Below are 20,501 nucleotides of genomic sequence, written 5' to 3'. Positions count from 1 at the left end.
AGGCTCTGCTTAGAGTTTCTTATATCCTCGAATAGACTTCTTAAACTCATCTACAGTTCAAATCCAAGATTTTAACTTTGAATTTAAAGAAAATTCAACCCTAAAAAAAATCTATTCTCAGGAGAAGCAAACAGTAGTTGCTTCATATTCCCTTTACGAAAAGAGTCTCTTATCAACACTACTTTTCAACTTTTTTAACATTGACAATCCAGGGCATTCAAAAATCCTTGTGACAGGAATACCCAGCTTTCTTCTTGATTATCGTGACCAAATGCTACTTCTCATGTTTCATCTTCGGATTTTATAGCAGATCCAATTCGAGAATTCGCTTCATCTGATGCACACTCATTATCAGAAATAGAAAGATGCGGACTAGGGAGAGACAAAGAGCCTTTAGGATATAAGAACGCAACTTTTTTAGCCAATGCGTCAAATGATGCACAATTCACAATGATTTTATGATCCTCATTGGTGGGATAACTCTACTCTCTTCGAGAATTATGCCCTGAGAGCTTGTGTAGGGTATAGTTACCAAATTTGAAACATAAGATACTAAAGCATCTATCGCATGATCCCCTTACAGCAACTCTTTCATAAACAAAAAGACCAGGGTTATGGAATCTCCACATAGAATGTTTCATCGCTGCATCTAAGGTAAAGGTAAGATTTTTCTCGGTGGAGATTCTCTTACACAGGAGTGCTGTCAACTGCTCTCCAAATAAAGATTCGGTTACTGTTTCTTCTTTATCTTTGATGGCCTGTGCATAGGCAAGTGCACTAAAAACGAAAGCTACATGTTGAGCTAATTTTAGATTAACAAGTAAGTTACCAATACTAAGAAAAGAACTGATTAAGACAATTAAGGTAGATTTAGGATGTTAATTAAGAAGTATCTTATTTAAAAGGTTTAGGAGCCCGCGCTTGCAAAGCAGAATATAGGCGCCGGAATTTTATAGACCCTAGTCTAGGTCCAGACACTGCAGAAAAATCTGGGTCTTCCAGCAAACTAAAAAATTTATTTTTAATTTCTAGAGCCAGGGAGCGAAGTTCTGGATCTTTCCAGTTCCAGAGAGCCTGGCGTATTGCAGAGTCTAACGAAAATAGGAAATTATGTTCTGCAGCGATAGTATTGCACGCATAGATACAATCGCGATGTTCTCTTCTCAACAAGTCTCGCGAAGGCTGGCTCATTATGATCTCATCAAGACGGGTAACATGTTTTTCTTTGCGAGAAGTAAGATTATCAGGAGCTTCCCCTATCTCTGGATCGTACTGACAGTCGTTACAGTGGCTTTTTTGGACGCACCATCCAGCTTCTTTTATTGCAAAAAATGAACATCCAGCGGCATAGATATCCGAAGCCTCTTCCATTCTAGAGACGCAAATCCCTTCCGAAGCTAGCTGCAAACAACGCACATCTGCAGCACTAACGGGATCCTCAAAGAGAAGGATTGTGAACGATTTCCCACTTGTATTGTTACTTAGTATCTCTTGTGTATCCACATTGAGGCCTTTAGATCCATACGAGAAAATATTTAAATAAGAATATCCCTTACTCTTAGCCCGCCGAATCCATGATTCTCTTTCTACTTCATCCCAATTTGGAGTCTCGGGATAATTACAAAAAATCGTAAGGACATTCTTTTCAGGATGCGTAGAAGAAACCGCACATAAAAATCTTATCGATATTTCTGAAACACCAGAAACAACGTTTACAGAAACGGGCTGAAGATCGGGGCTGGCTATGTTACCTGGATCTAAAAAAGCCGAAAGTACTGAATCACGTAGCTCATCATTTTCCAATTCAGCAAGGTACGAGTGACAATAATATTCTTGAGATAATGGGGCATAAACCCTTTCTGAGTCCATGAGGAGCCCTGATTTATTCGGAGATAGAGGTCCAAGCGTTCCTAATCCACTAGAGGGAAGCCCCAATTTAAGAGTATAGGAATCGCTCTCTCTAATCCAAGGAAGATCCCATAAAGACACCAACTCTTTCTCTTCTTCATTTTGAATATGAATCCAGGGAGCGTTATTCTTAACATGTTCTAAATTTTCACTAAACCGACTCCAGGCTTCTCCAGGCTTTGTGCGTCCATGATATGCTATCCAAAGGTCAGGATGCGTTTGTACATTTTCCTCTGACTCCTCAGAATTTACAAACTGTATTTTAGAATTCAAACCGAAGTTACAAAGTTCTTTTTTCTCTTCTTCCGTTACGTTGTTCCTTCCATTATTATCGACTAAAGAGACGCAAACAGCAGCTTCTGGATAGAGTCTTTGAGTCTCATTACAAAGGCGCGCTAAGTTAAAGAGCTCGCCCACCTTTCCCATGCTTACAATATGAATTTTCTTTACTTCGGGTCTAGGGAGGTTTAAATATGCCTTAGCTAATTGACTCTGCATGCTGAAAAATGTTTCCTTCCAAACTGCTTCGTTTCTAGAACACTGTGATATCGTTGGAAGTGAATCTTGCCACGAAAAAGGATAATCCCGAACCATTTCTCTAGCCCATGTGCCTAGAGAACCTTCAAGAGAAACAGATTTAAAAGGTGCTTGAAGAATTTTGCCATGAACCTTATCCCGATCTTCCGGAGCTATAGTCGTTCTCTGACTCTTTAATACCTCTGCCACACGAGCAATATGGTCTCAACCTGCAACCTTCTCTGTTTTAAGAAGACCAACTATATCAGAAACAAAAGTTGGTTTTGTAACTTCCCTCTTTACACATGTGGAAATCAACCAGTCTATCCCCATGATAAGGTGCCCTACAATTGGGATCCCTTTGATCACCCCTAACGCAAATTCTGAAATTCGTGAACAAAGAGGTAGAGAAAAATCAAAAGCTCTAGAAAAGTGCCCTCGGACTATAGATGCCCAAGCAGACAAACAAGAAATCATAATAATTTTAAGGATAAAAAGTTAAGTTTGAAGAATTTTAACAAATAGTATCACAAAAAACCATGAATAAAATTTCAAAAATTATTTATATTTAAAATTAGAAATAAATGTTAAGAAAGGCCTAGTAGATTAATCGGCAGGGAATTTTGGCTTTTGAGCTACTACACATGGGTAGTGCAGAAGAATCTCCAAGAGGAATCGATAGTGCGGATTACTCAGCTTAATCTCACTCTGTGCAAGCTACAGACAGTTTATAGTATTGGTGTGTTTCTTGCCCACCTTTGGCATTTATTCCTTGAGTTTTCAGATAGAAAGTTAGATTTTGAAAGAATTTTTCTCCCAAAGCACGCCTCTCAATAGAGAGACGTTCTGGTATACGAAACCTCGATACAGACTGTCGGATGGCGACGTCTAAAGAAAAATCGAAATTCTGTTCCGAGGTAATCTTATTGCAAACACCAATCTCACAAGTCTCTCGCTCTACTTTCCTGAACTCTGAGGACCCAACCTTATGCCTTTCACAACACATACTGGCTATTATAAACCAGTCCTTCCATGCACTTTAGCTTGGTCTTTAGGATTCACAAACTCAGACCACCTCTGTTCAGAAAGTAAAGTTCCCAAAGTTTATAGAAACAGGACGAAGATTTTCCTTGCCTAGATTCTTGGGATCTACAAAAGTTGACAACAATAAACAACGAAGCTCTTCATTTTTTAAAATTAAGAGATATGAAGGGCAAAAATGCCCTCCAGATAAAGGCTCGTAAACTCTATTGGAAATAGAAATAAAAGTGCTTGACTAATCTAGAAGCACAAATATCTAAATCCTATAGGTCCTGTTTTTTTCAGAAGAATCAAAATTATATCGCCTAGAGATAGTGAGAGACTCCTTCCTATCATCCCATACACCCAGAAATCCCTAATTCAAAGTATTCAGATTACCAAAAGTAACTCCGAAGAATAATTGATAGATTATAATCCTTAAAGCACTTTTTCTGAATACTTTAATCATTTTTCCAAAGGGTGATTTACTTTCACCAAAAATCTCAAATTAACAGCTCGTTTTAAAAAAGATAAAAGTAGACAAATATTTTGCTAAATAAGTCGATTTTAAGATGATTAAATAAATTATAGACAATAAACCTATTCAATATTTATTAAGAACTTTTCTCTCTAGTTATGAATAGCTATGCGATTTTTTTGCTTTGGAATTCTAGTACCCTCGCTCTTTGGTTGTTTATACGCAAATGAAAGTTTTGAACTTCCTTTGCGGATCTATACTACGTTAAGTCCTGCACATCAAACATCCCCTCAGCCAGGATTCACTCATAACGAAAACCAAGATCTAACAATCTTAGGAAATCACAATGATTTCATTCTGGATTATAAATACTATGAGTCCAATGGAGGCGCTCTTACCTGTAGGAATCTTCTTATCTCTGAAAATAAAGGGGATCTATACTTTGAGAAGAATGTCTGTCCAACTTCTGGGGGAGCGATTTATGCTGCTGAGAATTGCGTTATCTCTAAGAACCAGAACTACTCATTCACCACAAATTTAGTTTCAGCAAATCCTACAGTAACTTCAGGAGCATTATTTGGTGGAGCTCTGTTTGCAACAAATTGCTCCATTACAAATAACCTAGGACAGGGAGTCTTTCTAGATAATCTCGCTTTAAATAAGGGAGGCGCTATTTATACTAGAACAAATTTATCTATTAAAGACAATGAAGGCCCGATTCTAATCAGCCAGAACCAAACACTAAATTCTAAAAGTTTAGGAGGGGGTATCTTCAGTGGGAACTCTATAAATATAGAGGGAAATTCCGAGCCTATACAAATTATAAATAACTCGGCTGGATCAGGAGGTGGTATATTTTCTTCCCAGACAATCACTATCTCCTCAAATAAGAAACTTGTAGAAATTAGCGACAACTCTGCATTTGCAACAATAGACTATCGGCCAAACTACAATCCAGGAGGAGGAGCCTTTATTACCAACACTTGCATAATAGAAAACAACCGTGGAGGGTTAATCTTTAACAATAATAAAAGCCAGTGTAACGGCGGAGCCATTTATGCTAAATCTATCATTATCACAGGAAATGGCCCTATACACTTTTTAAATAACTCTGCAACTTGGGGAGGAGCTCTGCTCAACCTTGAAGCAGGTTCCGCGAATAGCCACTTCTTCTTATTTGCAGATTATGGTGATATTGTCTTTAACAATAATACAACTACAAGGCTCGCCCCCAGTCCTTCGTACAGAAATGCTATTTACTCGACTCCAAATATAAATCTACAAATAGGAGCCCGTGTAGGCTATAGCGTCATTTTCTATGATCCCATAGAAAATGAACATCCTACATCCTTCCCAATACTATTCAACTCTAAGTCCGATCAGAAAGGCACGGTTTTATTTTCGGGGGCAAATGTAAACCCTAACTTCACTGATGAAAGGAACTTTTTTTCTTATTTATGTAACACCTCAGAACTACGTCAAGGAGTCCTTGCTATTGAAAATGGTGCGGGACTGGCCTGCTACAAGCTATCCCAGCTAGGCGGAACCCTGCGGTTGGGTAATGGTGCAGTGATCACCACTCTGGGAACTCTTCGAACAGGATCCTCAATACCAACGACATCAGGAAGCATAATAACTTTAAATCGCATTGCCATTAACCTTCCTTCTGTTCTTTCCTTTCAAGCTAAGGCTCCAAAAATTTGGATCTACCCCACAAAAACAGGATCCACCTATACTGAGGATTCGAACCCGACAATCACATTATCTGGGACTCTTACTTTAGTAAATAGTACCAATGAAGATCCCTATGATAGTATTGATCTCTCACAACCCCTCAATAGAGTTCCCCTCCTCTATCTTTCCGATGTAGCTGGACAAAAAATTAACTCTTCACAACTTGACCTATCCAAGCTAAATTCTGAAGAACATTATGGTTATCAGGGAACCTGGTCGACCTATTGGATTGAAACTACAACACTAACAAATGCTGCATCTCTAATAGGCGCCAACACAAAACACAAGCAACTCTATGCAGACTGGACTCCCTTAGGATACCGTCCTCATCCTGAACGCCGAGGAGAATTCATTGCTAATACCCTATGGCAATCCGCCTATACTGCTCTTGCAGGCCTACAAGCTCTTCCCTCTTGGAATGAAGAGAAAGTCTTAGCGGCTTCCTTACAAGGAATAGGCCTTTTAGTTCATCAGAAGAGCAGGGAAGGTTATAAGGGTTTTCGTAGTCATACTACAGGTTATAGCACAACAAGCTGTGGAAAACTTTCTTTAGGGTTTGCCCAGTTTTTCTCCAAAACTAAAGAACAGGAGTCCCAAAATAGAATATCGTCTCACACCTACTTCTCTGGAATGCGTTTAGGAAGCACTCTCCTCAAAGAGTGGGTAAGCTTATCTTTATCTTTCGCTTACACGTTTAGCTCACAACATACTCATACTATTTATCATGATCTCCTTAAAGGGAGCTCTGATGGATCCTTCTACAATCATACCTTAGGAGGGACTCTCTCCTGTGTTTTCTTGCCACAACCTCAAGGACATACTTTGCAGATCTATCCCTTTATTACTGCCTTAGCAATCCGAGGAGATCTAGCTACATTTAAAGAATCTGGAGACCATGCTCGCGAATTTTCCACACACCATCCCCTAACTAATATCTCTCTCCCCGTAGGGATACGCGCTTCTTGGAAAACCTGGCATCAGGTTCCCATGTTCTGGCTAACGGAAATTTCCTACCGTCCGACTCTCTATAGGCAGGACCCAGAATTACATTCTAAATTACTAATTAGTGGAGGTACTTGGACGTCTCACGCAACCCCTGTAGCCTATAATATTTTGGCTATCAAAGTGAGAAATAATATTCAGATTTTTCCTAAGGTAATACTATCTCTAGACTATTTTGCTGATATTTCTTCATCTACCCTTAGTCAATACTTAAATGCTGCAAGTATAATCAGATTTTAACAATAAATGATCTAAAACGTAATGGTCTTAAAAAACATAAAAAATAAAAAATCTCTAGAGTCAAAGACTACCCATACTTTCTTATCCTATCTCGGGACTTTCACGACCTTCACTCTAGGGATCACTTCTTCAGTTTATAGTCTACAAACTGACTACTTTGCAAAGTACGCTTTAGAGAAAAAAGAAGAGTATCGTAAGAGCTTCCCTCTCATAGACTCTCTGTCTAACCTTATGGGAGTTTCTTCAATTACTACGTTTGTTGGAAATAGGCATAATTCATCCGAAGACATTGTACTTTTTAACTACAAGTCTATCGATAACATCCTCTTCATTTCGACATCAAGTGGAGGAGCCTTGTCCTGTAAGGATTTCACATTATCAAATGTTAAAGACCACGCCTTCTTCAGTAAAAACCTAGCGCTTGGAAATGGAGGGGCAATTACTTGCGAAGGAGGCTGTACCATCACTAACAATAAAGGGGTCCTCGTTTTTCTCTGTAATACTGCTATCAAAAATAATAGAATAGAAGAAGAATCAAAGCCTAAAGGAGGAGCCATTGCCTGCAGAAAAGACTGCACGATTTCTTACAATCAAGGAACTCTGTACTTAATCAATAATTACTCCACTTACTGGGGAGGTGCAATCTACACTCTAAGACAATGTAACATTCAAAACAACGCCTCACCAATACTCTTTTTCAATAATACTGCTATCAACCATACTCTTAATAGCGGAGGGGGGGCTATTGATAGTGAACATACAACGATTTCTAACAACACTCGCCCTATTTATTTTAAAAACAATCATTCTAGCAATGGCGGAGCCGTTAAAGCAAATTCCACCTTTACGATCAAGAATAACTATGGCTCGATCATTTTTAATAACAACTCGGGATCTTCTCCCGCCTTAGATTATGGTTCAGGAGGAGCCGTCTATGGAACAATAATGTCTATAGACAATAATCCTGGAATTATCGTTTTCAATAATAACCGCTGCGATCGCGATGGCGGAGCTATTTGTATAAAATCTTTGACAATCAAAAATAGTGGTCCCGTGTATTTCACTAACAATCAAGGAACTTGGGGAGGCGCTATTATGCTTCGCAAAAACAGCACTTGCCTACTCTTCGCTGAACAAGGAGATATCGTATTCCAAAATAATAAGATTTTCCAAACTACATTTGGTAGATACAACGCGATACATTGTACCCCAAATAGTAACTTACAACTTGGAGCTAGTAAAGGACGTAAAACTGTTTTTTTTGATCCTATAGAACACCAATATCTAACTACAAATCCTTTAATTTTTAATCCCAATCCTAACCATCAAGGAATGGTATTATTTTCTTCAGCATATATCCCAGAAGACTTTAATTACCTATCTAATTTCATTAGCTGTTCGAAAAATAGCGCTGAGCTCCGTAATGGCGTACTCTCTATTGAGGATCGTGCAGGATGGGAGTTCTATAAATTTACTCAAAAAGGAGGTGTCCTTAAATTAGGACATGCAGCCAGCATCGCCACAAGTAGCAATGCTGACACTCCATCAACCAGTGTCGGCTCGGAGATCATTATCAATAACCTCGCGATCAACCTTCCCTTGGTCTTAGAAAAAGGAACAGCTCCTAACCTATGGATTCGTCCTACACAATCAGCTGCTCCTTTCACAGAGGACAATAATGCTAGAATTACTTTATCAGGACCTCTCACTCTCTTAAATAAGGAAAATCGCGATCCCTACGACAGTCTTAATCTCTCTGAGCCTTTACAAAATATTCGTCTTCTATCTCTATCCGATGTAAATGCGCGTCACATCAATACAGATAATTTCTATCCTGAAAGCTTAAATGCAACAGAACATTACGGTTATCAAGGTATCTGGTCTCCCTACTGGATAGAGACAGTAACAGCAACAAATAGCGCTTCTATAGATACTGCAAACACCCTGTATAGAACTCTTTATGCTAATTGGACTCCTACAGGATATAAGGCGAACCCTGAATACCAAGGAGATCTTGCCGCGACTCCCCTTTGGCAATCCTTCCACACAATTTTCTCTCTATTAAGAAGTTATGATATGACTGATGATCATTATATAGAGAGGGGTTTTTTAACAACTCAAGGAACAGCAGAAGGCCTCTTTGTTCATCAAAACAGCACCACCCAGGCTTCAGGATTCCGGATCGACTCTACAGGATATTCCTTACAAGCATCCACTCAGACTGTTTTACATCGGAAAATCTCCCTAGGCTTTTCACAGTTCTTCAGCAACACTAAAGAGATCGGTTCAAAGAACACTGTCTCTGCTCACACTATAGTTTCTTCACTTTATCTTGAGCTCCCTTGGCTTAAAGAGACCTTCGCAACATCTGCAGCGTTAGCTTATAGCTATGGGAACCATCACCTCCACAGCCTACATCCCTCACATCAAGAACGAGCCGAAGGTAGATGTTATAGTCACGCATTAGCAGCAGCTCTCGGCTGTTCTCTCCCTTGGCAACAAAGATCTCATCTCCTTCTCAGTCCTTTCATCCAGGCAATTGCGATTCGCTCTAATCAAACAGCTTTTGAAGAGATTGGTGACAATCCTCGAAAGTTTATCTCTCGAAAGCCTCTCTATAATCTGACTTTACCTCTAGGAATCCAAGGAAAATGGCATACAAAATTTCATCTATCCACAGAATGGGCTCTAGAAGTTTCCTACCAACCTGTCCTCTACCAACAAAATCCCGAAGTAGGTGTAACTCTACTTGCGAGCGGAGGTTCCTGGGATATCTTAGGACTTAACTATGCTCGCAATGCCCTAGGATATAAATTGCGTAATCAAACGATACTTTTTCCTCATGTAGTGTTCTCTTTGGACTATCAAGGATCGGTCTCCCCATCAACTTCTACGCACCATCTACAGGCAAGAACCATTTTAGGATTCTAATTTACAAAGAAAAATACAATTTTTAATTTGTAAATCTTTCATATCCGAAGGACAACTCTATAAACCAAAGCACCTTAACATAAAAACAGCTTTTTCCTGCCTTTAAGCAGGGTAAAGCATTAAAAATGTTACACAATACTTTAAAACTCAATGTGTAAACAAGTAATAGAACTTTGTTTTAAAGCTTCTAGACAACAAACAAATAATTCTCTATGGAAAAGACAATCTCTCATCACAGTTTGGATATCTATGCGCCCCATTCACTTTGGGATTCTATTTACTGTACTATGCTGTTCCTTATCAGGGAAGGAAATTCCTAACCTTTGCTCTTTTCTGAATTCCAGAGCAAATATCTCAGCTCTTCGAGACTCTTCAAACTTTCCTCTGAATTCGAATCACCTTACCTCTATTTCCACCTTTCATTCCGCGAATCCTTTTGATGGATTCAGCCATGATACAAGTCAAGATGTCCAAATTTCAGGCTATTCGAAACCATGTATTTTTGCTTATCAAACTTACGAATATAGTGGGGCAAGCATCGCTTGCAATACTCTTATGATCTCTAACAATAAGGGTCCTGTGCGTTTTGAGAATAACTTCTCTATGGCGGAAGGAGGAGCCATCTATACTAGAAAGACTTGTACCCTAACTAAAAATCAAGATTTAACCTTTAAAACGAATACCACCAATGTAACCGCCGCAATAACTACCGCCCCAGCTGGATTAGGAGGAGCCATCAAATCAGAGTTCCCTCAATATTCTTAATAACTTTGGGAATTGCATCTTTGCAAACAACCGTGCTCAAAACAAGGGTGGTGCCGTTTATGTAATCAACGATTTATCAATTAGAAAAAATACTGGTGTTATTTCTTTCAAACAAAACAACACGTTAACGCAGATAAGCTCTGGAGGAGCGATATGGTCTAAAAATCTTGATTTATCTGATAATTCTCAGCCTATCCAAATTATGTACAACGCTGCAGGTCAGGGTGGAGGATTTTTTACAAATCTCAACACTATTATATCTGGAAACAAAGAAAAAATAGAAATTAGCAATAACACTGCATTTGCAATAGAATTTATTTTTATTGATATGTCAGATCCTTGGAATCCTGGTGGGGGCGGTATTATGGCTAACTCCTTAATCATCGAAAACAACGCAAAAGGCCTGATCTTTAACAATAACAACGGAACGCGTAATGGTGGAGCGATCTACAGCCGATCTCTTATTATACAAAACAACGGTCCTATATCGTTTACTAATAACTCTGCAACTTGGGGGGGTGCTCTCATCAATCTTTTTTCGGAAAGTACTCCTTCAAATTTTTTCCTGTCTGCAGATCATGGTGACATTCTATTCGATAACAATATAGCCACAAATTCATTTCCTCAACCTAGCTATAGAAACGCGATCCGCTGCAGGCCTGGAATTAATTTAAAGCTGGGAGCAAGTCGAGGCTATAAAATCATCTTTTATGATCCTATAGAACATGAGCGGATTACGGATAGCCCTCTGCTATTTAATTATGAACCCCATCACGAGGGAACTGTGTTATTTTCTGGAGCTAATGTAGATCCCGACTCAACAAATGAATCAGACTTCTTATCAAAATTTTCAAACACTTCGCAACTCCAGAGAGGCGTTCTAGCTATTGAGGATCGGGTAGCCATGTCTTGCCAAACCATCTCACAAACAGGCGGAATCTTACGTCTAGGAAACGGAGCTCTAATCAGAACAAACAGTTCAGGAAGCTCGATAAACTTTAATTCGATTGCTATTAACCTTCCCTCAGTGTTAAAATCGGAAGCCATAGCTCCAAAATTCTGGATTTACCCCACACAAACAGAGCAAGTCTATTCCGAAGACACTTCTTCTAGCATGACTCTCTTAGGCCCCTTAACTTTTTTAAATGATCAAAATGAAGCCCCCTATGATAGCCTAGATCTTTCTGAACCCTTGAAGGAAATTCCCCTCCTCTACCTCTTAGATGTCACTCCAAAACAAATCGATACCTCAAACCTCATTGTAGAGGCCATTAACTTAGGCGAACACTATGGACATCAGGGACTTTGGTCTCCTTATTGGGTCGAAACTACTACGATATCAAACTCTAAAACACCAGAAAATACCAATACAAAACACAGACAGCTCTATGCTGATTGGACCCCTACAGGATACCTCCCTCATCCTGAACATCACGGAGAATTTATTGCTAATACCCTATGGCAATCTGCATATACTGCTCTCCTAGGACTCCAAACCTTGCCTCCACAAAATCTCAGACAACAGAACCTCGAAGCCACTATACAAGGATTAGGCCTTCTGATCAATCAGTATAGCCGCGAAAGACGTAAAGGGTTTCGAAACCATACTACGGGGTATGCCGCTTACAACTTCAGTAAAAACTGCAGCTTTACATAGTTTCTCTTTAGGATTTGCTCAAATGTTCTCTAAAACTAGAGAACGATACACTCAAAATAAAACTTCCTCTCACAACTACTTTGCGGGACTCCGTTTCGATAGTCTCCTTTTCAAAGAATCCGTTTCTACAGCACTCTCTATAGCCTACAGTTACGGAAACCACCGTGCACACTGCCAATATACAGGAACCTTAAAAGGATCATCTGAAGCTCTCTTTGATAACTATTCTTTAGTAGCTTCTCTAGCCTGCACCTTCTTGCCAGTTAGAATCACTCATAATCTTAAACTTCATCCTTTCATCAGTGCTGTCGCTCTCCGCTGTTCACAATCCTCGTTTCAAGAAACGGGAGACCACGCAAGAAAGTTTAATACAAAACATCCCCTCTCTGATCTTTCTTCTCCTATAGGATTTCGTTCTCAATGGAACACTTCGAATCATATACCTATGCTGTGGACTACAGAAATTTCTTACATACCTACCCTATACAGAAAAAATCCAGAATTGCTCACCACCTTACTAGTCAGCAACGGAACCTGGACAACACAAGCAACTTCCGTCTCCTATAATACTCTAGCTACAAAAGTAAAAAACGTTTCCCAATTCTCCTCAAGAATAACCCTATCCTTAGATTATTCAACTCAAGTTTCCTCATCAACTGTAAGACAACACCTTAAAGCTGAGAGTCAATTCACATTTTAACACTAAGGAATAAACAGTGAAAGATAACAGATTCTCTATTAAAGTTACCTTCCTTTCTGGAATCCTAATTTTAGGGACCACAATAACAACCTTTGGTATTACTCCCTTATCCGACTACCTTGGTAGTCAAGTAGAGGAAATCAAAATATGCTTTCCTCTACTTGAAGATCTTACCAATTTCTCCCCCAATTCTCTTATAACAACACTCCTTGGAAATACGAAGGATATAACACAAGATTTTACATTTAATAACTATACATCCATAGAAAGTTACCCGAATACAAAAGGAGCTCTCTCTTGCAAATCACTCTCCATAACCAATACAAAAGCTCGAATTCTTTTTTTAAATCGCTTTTCAATTAACAATGGTGGCGCTGTATTTACAGCTGGCAGTTTCAATCTTTCTGACAATCACGGTTTGATCATTTTCTTGAGAAATCAAAGCCTCTCTAATGATAATAATAGGGTTACTGATACTCAAGGAGGTGCTATTTTCTGTTCCAGTAAATGTACAATCTCTAGAAATCAAGGAACTCAATACTTTGTTAACAACATGGCAAAAAAATCAGGAGGAGCGATCGTAGCTAGTCAGATAACGATCAATGACAATACTGGTCCCATGATATTCTGTAATAATACTGCCGCCTATGCTACAACCTATACTATACCCGATACTACAATCAATGTTACGCCCATTACTGTTGGTGGTGCGATTTTCGCTGACACTACCTTTATTGAGAATAATTCTAAGCCTATTTATTTTTTAAGTAACCAATCGGGACTCGGTGGTGCAATAAGAACAACTGGCTCCTGCTCTATCAAAAAGAATCAGGGGCCTATCGTCTTTAACAATAATGTTGCATTAGATCGGCAGACTTCTCCTGACCGTTGCTCAGGAGGGGCAATCTTTTGCTCTGAATTTTTGATAGAAAACAACCCAGGAACTGTCTCCTTTGACAATAATGTTTGCGCACGTAATGGTGGTGCTATCTATACACAATTTATGACTATTAAAAACAGTGGTCCTGTGTATTTCACTAACAATCAGGGAACTTGGGGAGGCGCTGTCTGCATCCATCAAGCTGGTAACTGTACCCTGTTTGCCGAACAGGGAGATATTATTTTTCATAATAATAGAACTTTCTCAACAAATGATAGTAAGCGTAGGCATAACGCTATAAACTGTGCTAATGATACTACAGTATCATTTGGAGCAAACCAAGACCGTTCTATTATCTTCTACGATCCCATACTGCAAAAACATAACGTTAGTTCTATTCAAACTGTCAATCCTGAACCTAATCACTTAGGGACAATTTTATTTTCCTCAGCATACGTCTCAAATACATCTATTTCTCGTGAAGATTTCATTTCGATTTTCAAAAACAACATTGGGCTATATCACGGTACACTTGCTCTCGAAGATCGGGCAGAATGGAAGGTCTATAAATTTGATCAATTTGGTGGAACTCTAAGACTAGGAAGTGGGGCTATTTTTTCTACAACCTCAAAAGAGAATAACAGTATAGGTTCTGAAATCAACATCAATAATTTAGCGATTAACCTACCTTCCGTTTTAAAAAAGGAATCTGCTCCTATGCTCTGGGTTCGCCCCATATCTACAGTAGCACCCTATAGTGAAGATAATAATCCAGTAATCAATCTGTCAGGACCTCTCACACTTCTTACTGAAGAGAACCTTGATCCCTATGACAGTACGGATCTTTCCCAACCTCTCAAGGAAGTCCCTCTTCTTTACCTTCTAGATGTCACAGACAGGCATATCAATACCGATAATTTCCATCCTGAAAGTTTAAACACTGTCCAACACTATGGCTACCAAGGAATCTGGTCTCCCTATTGGATAGAAACAGTCACTATTTCTGACAATTCTTCTGAACAAACGACAAATACTGTCCATCGCCAACTTTATGCTGATTGGACCCCTATAGGATACAAGGTAAACCCAGAAAATAAAGGCGATATTGCCCTGACTACCCTCTGGCAATCTTTCCATAGTCTATTTGCGATACTACGCAATCAAAATTACCAAAGTGAAGTCTCTTCTACAGCCTCAGGAGAGGCTATCGGGCTCTTTGTTCACCAAAATAGCAATTCTAATGCTATAGGGTTCAGGATGGACGCTACGGGGTACTCTTTGGAAGCAGCATCTAATACCTCTAATCATAGATTTGCTGTAAACTTCACCCAATTCTTCAGCAATATCAAAGAGAGTGGCTCTCGCAATAAAGTGGCATCCCATACTACAGCTTTAGCCCTTCAACTCGATACTCCTTGGATGCATGAAAAGTTCTCCACATCCTCATGTCTAGCCTATAGCTACAGCAACCATCATCTCAGAGCCTTTAGAAACTATGGGAAAATAGAAACTGAAGGAAAATGCTACGGCACCACTTTAGGAGCAGCTTTCTCGTGCTCTTTACCTCTACAATGGCGCTCGCAACCCCTCCATTTTATTCCCTTTATGCAAGCTATTGCCGTTCGTTCTAATCAAACAGCGTTTGAAGAAACAGGTGATAAACCCAGGAAATTCGCTACCAACAAACCCTTATACAACTTGACTGTTCCTCTTGGAATTCAAAGTTCTTGGCAATCCAAGTTCCATCTTCCAACACATTGGAATCTAGAACTAGCTTACCAACCCGTCCTCTACCAACAAAATCCCGAAGTCAACGTTAGCCTAGCCTCTAGTGGATCGACATGGCCCATTTCAGAAATGACTCTTGCTCGTAGTGGAATTTCATTCAAATGTAAAAACCACACCTTTATATTCCCTAATTTTTCAGTATTCTTAGATTACCAAGGTTCCGTATCTTCATCGACCTCGACACATTATCTTCAAGCAGGGACAACTATCAAATTCTAGAAATGTTATAGATAATATGAGTGTTAGAGAGTTGCGGAGACTCCCAACAATAAGCATGATCCATCCGCAGAGAAGAAACAAACACCCATGTCTTTTCCTACGAAAATAAAAGAGGTTATTTATAAACCCTCACCGAATAGGTTAGAAAGAAAAACTTGAAACCTAAGCCTCTGATTCGTCACTACTACTCGCACTTACACCCCAGCCTCTTGTTAGCAAGACTCTTGTTGTAGCTACAAGTCCTCCTAATGGCTCGAATTGTAAGGGGTGTACGTATACATGTTGTTCTATGATCTCCGAAGACGGCGGGGTAGTTGTTCTCTCTATCTCTTGCCTAACACCCTCTACACCCTCATAAAGCAAAGATGCTCTTGTTTCTGTTCCATACCCAAAAGATACCCTAATCGAAATACTAGGAATGGTAATAGACATATTCTCAGGTCTTGGAAGTGGGGCAGGGGGCCTATTAAAGAGCCATACTGGGATCTCCTCATAGACAGGTTGAAAAGGAGGGGTAGCAGCAAAGGGATTTTCTGTAACACTAGGAGAAGATTCGGAGCTTTGAGAAGAGGAGGGTCTCTCGGGACTCTGCGCAAAGCGACGTCTATTCATATTCTCCTCAGTAAAAGGATTTTCTGTAATATCAGGAGAATGTATTGGGGATTCCAAGTTGCTGTCCTCTTGAATTCCCTTAGCACGATCCAAAGAGGAAGTAGGAAGTGGAGGAAGTGGAACTCCACTTCTATAACCAGGCTCTCTAGGCTCTCCTGGACGTGTAGGAAGATCATAGATTCCAGGAGTTGGTGGCCTGGGACTCATGTAGGTGTAATCCTCTCCCTCTGGTTCTAAATCAAAATTTCTAGGAGTTTCATAAACATTGCTTTCCTTTTCTTCCCAAGCACCCCTTCTATGGACACGAGGAAGATCATAGATCCCCTCTCTTGGACGAGGAGTATTATACATTTTCTCGAATAAATCTTTCTCATCTTCAAGAACAATAAATTTGATGGTGCTCTCATCACTCAAACTATTGACGACAGACTCAGGAACCGAAAAGACTGGCGGACCACTACTATCTGATGATCCTGAATCCTTATTACTTCCAAAATGCTTCTGTCCCCATTTTGCTAAAGCATACATCAATCCAGAATCGCTATTTCTTCTTGATCGGGATTCGTCAGAAGGGCTTCTCCTTTCGCTCTCATCGACTTCTGAAATAGACCTATCTGAAATAGCATCCTCTTCTGATTCTGAGGACGCACACTCCCCTCTTCGGCAGACGCAACAACGACGAACTGCCTCAGCAACTGCATGACGAGCAATACGCAATCCATTCAGGATCTTACCTAAAATATATAAAATCATTCCTAAACAATACATTAGAACATTACGAAGCGCATCCCATAATCTTCTAGCTAGACTCTCTCGAGTTCCTGCAGAAACCTGAGGACCTTCTCTTTCTTGAGTTAGAGGCAAGACGCTTCTCCCAGTGACTCCATCAAAGTCTAAAGACAAACTTGACCCAACCCTATATACTGCTTCTTCTAACTCTCCAGCAGTACTATCAAATAGGTTTTCAAGAGAGTCTCCGCGACTTATGAGCTCTGCAAGCTCAAGATCCGTCAACTTTGAACAAAGAGAATCGATCTCACTGCTACTTTCTACCCTTTCAAAACGAGCTTCTACCCGAGATTCTGAAGACAAGCCCTTGGACGCAAAGCTCAATTGAAAATTCATTATTTCTATAAGCTGTTGCAATTCAAGTTCAGCTGACAGTTTTTCCTGAGAAGAAAGTTGATTGTCATATCTTACTTCATTCAACTCTGTTTTTAAATATTCCAAACGACATGCGAGATCATCGCAACTTAAAGGCTCGCAATCTGAAGGAGAAGAACCAGTAGGAAGTAGGATGCGATCCCGAATGCGCTGCATCACCAGCTTAAGACCTCCACGACTCTCTATTGAAGAAGAAGAAAGAAACAATCGTGGAGGCTTTTGTGGAGGAGTTCCTGGAGCTCCTTCTACAAAAGAATTCTCACCCGAAACATCTGAGTCCTCTGCCGCCCCAGATTTTTTCTCAAACGCACTTTCTTGAGATGTCGTTCTTTGTGGCATTTTAACAAATGTGCGGCGCGTCTCACGAGTTTGATTCCTAGATCCTTCAGAGAAAAATCCACTAAATGCGTTTAAGACCCTGCCTACCCCAGAGCGTATCCGAGAAAAAAAGCTGGAACTAGAAGAAGATTCTGAGGAGGAGGAACTCGGAGACTCTCCTCCTCCTGCTACACGAGAGGAACCAGTGTTTTGATGAGACGCCTGGGGGGATGACCTCCCGCCATTATCTTGGGAAGGCAAGGAAATCTCGTGTCTGCCGAGTGTTCCCTTAGGAGACGAAGATCTGCTTCTATACCCAGTATTTCTGTTGGGCGGGATCCTTCCCGATCCACCAGACCCTCCTATTCCTGATGCCATAAACACTTCCCAAAAAGAAAATTTTTAAACAATTAAAATTAATTTTATTAAAAAAGAATAAAAAAAACACTTTTAATTATATTAAAAGAATCAATAACCTATTTTTAAAAAAGAAGTTAGAAAGGTTTTATAAAACCTTTCTAACTTCCCTTCAATATAGAAACACTACTTCGTTACTGCCCTTCTCTAGAAAACGACCTAGCTAAGTTTAAAGCATGCTGGACCACAATATCGTCAGGAGATCCAGCTTCCCTATTTGCAAGAAGAAGAGCATTTCTTTCGCTAATTTCTCCAGCCCTCATAGCAAGATTGATTGCGAAACTTAAGCTAGAGAAAGGTCTGTCACCTCCATCGAAAGGATTGTTGTCAAACTCTTCAGCAAAATCTGGTCTCTCCAAATGCGAAAGTTCATACATCGGGATTGATTCCCCGGGCTCTGTAGCGATTCCTTGATTTGCTAACCATTCTGATACCCTTGCTGATACAGAATCATCTCCAGGCTCTAAATCGTCTCCACGTCTATGGAAACATTGGCGAATTGCCTGTGCAGCTGCAAGACGTGCTCGATTCAATCTAGAAGCAAGCCTTCTAAAGAAGGCCGCTACTGCTCGGAATATGCTAACTACAAAATTCCTTAACGCTAGCCAGAATCTACGACTTGCTGGCACTGTGGATGAAGTTCCCTCAGCCTGAGTGGGAGCTCCTGTCTCGTCAGGAGGAGGAGTCCCATCTGTATCAGTAAAACGAATTGTTGCATACTCAACCCCAGTACCACCGCTCGAGAAAATTCCTTCTGAAGGAGCTAACAAGGCGCTTGGGTCTAATGATGCATACTCAACCACATCACCAGCTGCAAAAAATGATTCCAGTTCTTTCTGAGCTGCATCTCCATCGTCCAAGCTACCAATGAGATCACCAACAGGTACTTCATAAGGACTTTTTTCTATCTGTGCAAGAAGAGATTCAACCCCAGAGGTCAAATTTGGCGCTAAGCGACCTTGAGATACTTTCTCAAAGTTTTTTAAAGCTGAACGTAGATCTCTTGCAGCCTTCTGAACATTTCGGTCATCTTTTTCCAAGGGAGAACGTTTTACCCTGGCTTTGATATTAGCTGCTGCTCCTTGAAGTTTTGATAACCGCGAAGGACCTGGAAAAGGGCCCTTTTTTTCTGGATCGTCAATAGAGTCCCCTTCTGGTGTAAAATAGAACTTACTCCTACGCTTTCCTATGTCCTTGTAGTCACTCCACCACGAATAAACCGAAGAACGGTCATCTTCTTCTGGATTGTCAATAGGGTCCCCTTCTGGTGTAAAATAGAACTTACTCCTACGGTTTCGCAGCTCGGCACCTTCACTCTCGAGCCACGAATAACCCGAAGAATGGTCATCGTCTCCTACATCTTCAATAGGGTCCCCTTCTGGTGTAAAATAGAACTTACTCCTACTCTTTCCTATCCTCTTACCTTCACTCGATGACGACAAAGAATCCGAAGAAGAGCTCCCTTCTGTATCTGCATCATACTCTGAAGTCGATATATCCTCTGCAAAATGCATTCGACTGCCATCGGGGTGCGTCGGCATGCTTTCTGAAGTAGAATGCTTCCCTTTCCCAATACGACCTAAAGCTCTCTTAACTTTACCCGTTGCCTCCTGAGCTCTCGATAACAACGAAGTACCCGAAGAAGTGCCCGAAGAAGTGCCCTCTTCTACATCTTCAATAGGTTCCCCTTCCGTTGTAAAATAGAACTTACTCCTACTCTTTCCTGTCTCTTTCTCAAAAACGTCAGGAGAACCAGGACTCTCTGGCTTTTTCTTGTAATGCCCTTCAAAACCATCAAACCCAGGAACACGCTCCCCATGCTCAATGTATGATGGAAAACCAGAAGAAGGTTCCTTAGGCTTTGGCTCTGAAGGTTGTTTTTTGAAAAAATTTTTTACACCCAGCCAAATTTTACTCAACCCAGACTTCCCTGCAGTACCTGATGCACCCTCAGGAGTTCTATCTTTAGGTAACAAGGTTTGTTTCTCTCTTACTGAAGTGTCTCCTTCTGCAAGACTCCCGCTACTGCTAATTGTATGTTCTCCTAAGTTCTCCCGAGGACCTAAACTACTGCTATCCTTGCTGCCCCTTCTCCTAGGAGGAGGGGGAGGAGGAGTTCCTGGACCGCCTACACCACCAACTGCCATAATTG

The 20,501-nt window shown here is 40.3% G+C and carries 11 protein-coding genes and 2 pseudogenes; 7 read left to right on the top strand and 6 right to left on the bottom strand.

Annotation, left to right across the window (positions count from 1 at the left end):
- Positions 1–281 precede the first annotated feature (281 nt).
- The 4 genes and pseudogenes from CMV32_RS05480 to CMV32_RS04165 all read right to left on the bottom strand — a co-directional run bounded on the left by CMV32_RS05480 (position 282) and on the right by CMV32_RS04165 (position 3,430).
- Entirely contained in the window at positions 282–449 is a 168-nt protein-coding gene (locus tag CMV32_RS05480) for a hypothetical protein (protein ID WP_192940645.1), read from the bottom strand.
- A gap of 445 nt (positions 450–894) precedes the next feature.
- The gene (locus tag CMV32_RS05630; RefSeq protein WP_239923156.1) at positions 895–1,869 is read right to left on the bottom strand and encodes a DUF562 domain-containing protein; all 975 of its coding nucleotides are present in this window, start codon (positions 1,867–1,869) and stop codon (positions 895–897) included.
- Between the two features lie 738 nt (positions 1,870–2,607).
- A pseudogene (locus CMV32_RS04170) lies at positions 2,608–2,901 on the bottom strand (DUF575 domain-containing protein); the annotation flags it as partial.
- Positions 2,902–3,127: 226 nt separating this feature from the next.
- Positions 3,128–3,430, bottom strand: coding sequence for a hypothetical protein (locus CMV32_RS04165; protein WP_100934651.1), 303 nt, complete (start codon positions 3,428–3,430; stop codon positions 3,128–3,130).
- 660 nt (positions 3,431–4,090) lie between these two features.
- Here CMV32_RS04165 and CMV32_RS04160 point away from each other — a divergent pair.
- The 7 genes and pseudogenes from CMV32_RS04160 to CMV32_RS04140 all read left to right on the top strand — a co-directional run bounded on the left by CMV32_RS04160 (position 4,091) and on the right by CMV32_RS04140 (position 15,838).
- On the top strand, positions 4,091–6,898 hold the full coding sequence (locus CMV32_RS04160) for a polymorphic outer membrane protein middle domain-containing protein (protein WP_100934650.1): 2,808 nt from the start codon (positions 4,091–4,093) through the stop codon (positions 6,896–6,898).
- A gap of 21 nt (positions 6,899–6,919) precedes the next feature.
- Positions 6,920–9,829 (top strand): polymorphic outer membrane protein middle domain-containing protein, encoded by a 2,910-nt coding sequence (locus CMV32_RS04155; protein WP_100934649.1) that lies wholly within the window; start codon positions 6,920–6,922, stop codon positions 9,827–9,829.
- A 150-nt stretch (positions 9,830–9,979) separates the two neighbouring features.
- Positions 9,980–10,594, top strand: a complete 615-nt coding sequence (locus CMV32_RS04150; protein ID WP_100934648.1) for a hypothetical protein — start codon at positions 9,980–9,982, stop codon at positions 10,592–10,594.
- Positions 10,587–10,634 (top strand): annotated as a pseudogene (locus tag CMV32_RS05700) (hypothetical protein); the annotation flags it as partial. The gene CMV32_RS04150 and the pseudogene CMV32_RS05700, both read left to right, overlap by 8 nt.
- A 162-nt stretch (positions 10,635–10,796) precedes the next feature.
- The gene (locus tag CMV32_RS05435; protein WP_151899117.1) at positions 10,797–12,251 is read left to right on the top strand and encodes a polymorphic outer membrane protein middle domain-containing protein; all 1,455 of its coding nucleotides are present in this window, start codon (positions 10,797–10,799) and stop codon (positions 12,249–12,251) included.
- On the top strand, positions 12,211–12,951 hold the full coding sequence (locus tag CMV32_RS05430; RefSeq protein ID WP_151899116.1) for an autotransporter outer membrane beta-barrel domain-containing protein: 741 nt from the start codon (positions 12,211–12,213) through the stop codon (positions 12,949–12,951). The genes CMV32_RS05435 and CMV32_RS05430 overlap by 41 nt, the downstream gene beginning before the upstream one ends.
- A 16-nt stretch (positions 12,952–12,967) precedes the next feature.
- Complete coding sequence (locus tag CMV32_RS04140; RefSeq protein WP_100934647.1) at positions 12,968–15,838, top strand: polymorphic outer membrane protein middle domain-containing protein; 2,871 nt, start codon at positions 12,968–12,970, stop codon at positions 15,836–15,838.
- A gap of 162 nt (positions 15,839–16,000) precedes the next feature.
- Here CMV32_RS04140 and CMV32_RS04135 read toward each other — a convergent pair whose 3' ends face one another.
- Positions 16,001–18,310 (bottom strand): hypothetical protein, encoded by a 2,310-nt coding sequence (locus tag CMV32_RS04135; protein ID WP_100934646.1) that lies wholly within the window; start codon positions 18,308–18,310, stop codon positions 16,001–16,003.
- Positions 18,311–18,483: 173 nt separating this feature from the next.
- Positions 18,484–20,496, bottom strand: coding sequence for a hypothetical protein (locus CMV32_RS04130; RefSeq protein ID WP_100934645.1), 2,013 nt, complete (start codon positions 20,494–20,496; stop codon positions 18,484–18,486).
- Between the last annotated feature and the right edge of the window lie 5 nt (positions 20,497–20,501).

Source organism: Candidatus Chlamydia corallus (genome assembly GCF_002817655.1).
Classification (GTDB): Bacteria; Chlamydiota; Chlamydiia; order Chlamydiales; family Chlamydiaceae; genus Chlamydia; species Chlamydia corallus.
Note: the sequence above shows the minus strand (reverse complement) of the source record. Positions and strands in the feature narration are given on the sequence as shown.